Annotated in this window: 3 protein-coding genes; 2 read left to right on the top strand and 1 reads right to left on the bottom strand. The window is 60.9% G+C overall.

The window, feature by feature from the left end:
* A partial coding sequence (locus Q0M35_RS18140) for a hypothetical protein (protein ID WP_295317654.1) occupies nt 1-1,432 on the top strand: 1,432 nt, incomplete at its 5' end.
* 49 nt (nt 1,433-1,481) lie between these two features.
* Here Q0M35_RS18140 and Q0M35_RS18135 read toward each other — a convergent pair.
* The gene (locus Q0M35_RS18135) at nt 1,482-2,807 is read right to left on the bottom strand and encodes an ATP-binding protein (RefSeq protein WP_295317653.1); all 1,326 of its coding nucleotides are present in this window, start codon (nt 2,805-2,807) and stop codon (nt 1,482-1,484) included.
* A 47-nt stretch (nt 2,808-2,854) separates the two neighbouring features.
* Between Q0M35_RS18135 and Q0M35_RS18130 the strand changes: the two genes are divergently transcribed.
* Nucleotides 2,855-3,485 (top strand): MBL fold metallo-hydrolase (locus Q0M35_RS18130; protein ID WP_295317652.1); only part of this gene is annotated, 631 nt, incomplete at its 3' end.

The following is a 3,485-nucleotide window of genomic DNA, read 5'->3' as shown; positions in this document are numbered from 1 at the left end:
CGCGCGCGACTCGCTGTTGCGCAGTATCCGCAAAGCCCTTCACGGCAAGATCGCAAAGGGGTTTGAAGAGCAGAATGGCGAGACGGCACGATCCGCCCCGGAAATCCTTGCCCAGCACTTCGAGCAGGCGTCCCTCAGCCTGAAAGCCGCTGAGTATTACACCAAAGCCGGTGAACTGGCGGTGCGGCGTTTTGCGATTGTCGAGGGAATTTCCTATTTCGAGAAGGCGCTGAAACTGATCGGTACGCTGGGCAATTCAGCAGCCGTTCAGCAGCTTGAACTCGAAGTGCGCAAACAACTGGGTCCGCTGATCATGGCACAGCATGGCTGGGGAAAAACCGAAGTCGCCGGCATTCTGGAACCGGCACTGGCACTTGCCAAGGCGCTTGATCACGACAGCAGTTTCCTGCCGATACTGAACACGCTCAACATCCATTACTTCTCGGTCTGCGACATGACCTCTTCACTGAACTGCGCACGGCAACTGCTCGATATCGGCGAGGCCAAAGGCGACGAAGAACTGGTGATCATGGGGCATCGCGCGTCGTCAGCGGCCTATTTCTGGCGCGGGGAGTTTCGCGAGGCCCTCAGATCGGGAGACCGGGTGCGCCGGCTTTACGATCCCGTGGCCCACCACAACATCACCACGACCACCAACAACGACCCGTTCAGCGGCGAAGGGGTCTACCGCTCACAGATCCTGTGGATGACCGGTTTTCCGGATCAGGCGCGTGTGGTCAGCGACGAGAAAGACCAGAACTCGCGCCGGCGCGGTCACCCCTTCGATACAACATTTTCTCTCACTCTCGGTGCCCAGGTATTTGAATACTTAAGGGATCCGCAATCGCTGATGGATCGCGCCGATGAGGCGGAGCGCATCGGGACGCAGTATGGCCTTGCGGTGATGACCAACGTTATGGTGCCGATTAACCGCGGTCTGGCGCTCTATCATCTCGGGCGGTACGACGAGAGCGCCGATCTGCTGCATCGGGCGATCCACCGGTTTCACAAAACCGGCCACCGCGTCTGGCTCAGCTATCTGCGCACGCGGGAAGCCGAAGCAAGGGCCGAAACCGGCGAAGTAGATAAGGCGCTGCAGATGATCGAACAGAGCATCCGACAGATTGAGACATACCGCGAAAATGCGCACCTTCCCGAATTGCGGCGCATCTACGGAAAAGTGCTGATGAAATCGGATCGCGCGCCGGAAGCAGAAGCACAACTGGAGATGGCTTATAAGGCCGCGCAGGCCCAGCAGTCGTTATCCTGGGAATTGCGGGCCGCCACGACGCTCGCAGACTTCCTGCATGACAGCCAGCCCGAACGTGCGCGCACTTTGCTGCGCTCAACGCTTAATCAGTTCACCGAAGGTTTCGATACTCCGGATATTCTCAATGCACAGGGGATGCTGAATCGCTTCAACGGGAGCTGATCCGGCAGGCCCCTGGCCAGCGCGGGCCACTCAAGGGGGTTTGCGGCAGTCACCGCGCAATCACGATATCCGCCCGCAACCCGCCCAGACGGGCAGATTCGCCCAGCCGCAAAACACCGCCATGCGCCCGGGCGATATCGGTTGCAATCGCAAGGCCCAGACCGACGCCCCCGCCCCTGTCCTGATTGCGCGCCGGATCCAGTCGCGAAAACGGCCGTGTAGCTTCTTCGCGACGCTCGGCCGGAATGCCCGGGCCATCGTCCTCAACCCGGATCCGCAAGGATTTGTCGCTGAGCATCACCGACACCTCTGCCTTCGCGCCATAACGGGCCGCATTCGAGATCAGGTTATCGATCGCACGCCGCATCGCGAGACGGTTGAGCTTCACCTGACCCGCGCCGTCTCCCTCAGGGGGCAGAAGCGTCACCTCGCGCCCTGCCCGGCGCGCTTCCTGCACTGCTTCCGCGACAAAGGCATGCGGATCAACAGGCTCCGCGCTGCCTTCTGAGGCACCTTTGACAAAGTTCAGAAACGCATCAAGCATCTGCTGCATGTCATCAACGTCACGCTCCAGCAGTTCGCGCTCTTCATCGTCTAGCATCGACAGGCTCAGCCGCATGCGTGTGAGCGGCGTGCGCAGATCGTGGCTGACACCGGAAAGCATCAGCGTGCGCTGTTCGATCTGCCGTTCAATCCGGTTCCGCATATCAAGAAACGCATTGCCGGCCGCACGCACCTCACTTGCACCCGAGGGCGAATAGGGTTCATGCCGCCCCCGCCCGAAGGCTTCGGCCGCCCGCGCCAGACGCTTGATCGGTCGCAACTGATTGCGCAGATAGAGAATGGCGATTACCGTGATCAGACCGCCGAAAAACAGCATGTTTACAAAGAGCTGATGCGGGTTCGATGCCGATATCCTGCGTCTGTCAAAGCTGAGCCGGACCGGGCCGTGCCGGCTGTCGGCATAGACATCCACACGCCTGTCGTCGGTCAGATCAATGGCCAGCAGCGCCGCAATTTTTTCGGGCAGTTCGCGCAGGATTACACGACCGGAAAAGTCATACCACAGCCGCATATCCTCTTCCGGCACCTCATCCGCAGGCACAGGTTCGGCGGTCAGCGCAAGCCTCCCCGCTTCGGTGATCACCCTGTCAGGCACCGAGGCCCGGTCCGGCGAGGCATCTACCACATCCATCACCAGCCGCAGTTCGCGCGCCACAGTGTCGGTCATCTGCCGCGTGACATCCTCAAAATGCCGTGTCAGAAACAGTACCGTCACCACCAGTTGTACGACCACAACCGGCAGCAACAGGATCAGCACAGCCCGGGCATAAAGACTGCGCGGCATATACTGTTTGAGCCAGCCGAACATCATGGCACGGACCCTATCCGCGTACCTGCCCGTAAGAAAGAGCGAATAAGATGCCGTCGCCTGCAGAGTTTGATCCGGCCCCGGGGGTCGCGGAGGAGGCTGAACCCGGGCTGCGGCGAATTCTGGCACCGAACCCGTCACCGATGACCTTTCGCGGCACCAACACCTATCTTTTGGGCACGCGGGACCTTGCCGTAATCGATCCGGGTCCGGTGAGCGAGCCACATCTCCGGGCGATCCTTGATGCCGTGCTGCCCGGACAGCGCATCAGCCACATTATCGTTACCCATGCGCATCTGGATCACTCGCCGCTGGCCGCCGGGCTGAGTGCCGCAACAGGAGCGCCCGTCCTCGGTTTCGGCCCCGCACACGCGGGCCGGTCAACGGTAATGACACGCCTGGCGCTGACCGGTATGGCAGAAGGAGGCGAAGGCATTGACACCGCGTTTTCGCCTGATGAGACCCTCGCAGACGGTGATATTATCGAAGGCGACGGCTGGTCACTTGAGGTTCTGCACACGCCCGGGCACATCGGAAATCACATCTGTCTCGGCTGGGGCAACCGGTGTTTTACGGCCGATCACGTGATGGGGTGGGCTTCATCGCTGGTCTCACCGCCCGACGGGGATCTTACCGATTTTATGGCGTCCTGCGCACGCCTTATGGCGCGGGACTGGCGGG

This window comes from Roseobacter sp. (assembly GCF_024639605.1).
Taxonomy (GTDB): domain Bacteria; phylum Pseudomonadota; class Alphaproteobacteria; order Rhodobacterales; family Rhodobacteraceae; genus Roseobacter.
This window is presented reverse-complemented; position numbering and strand designations above follow the sequence as displayed.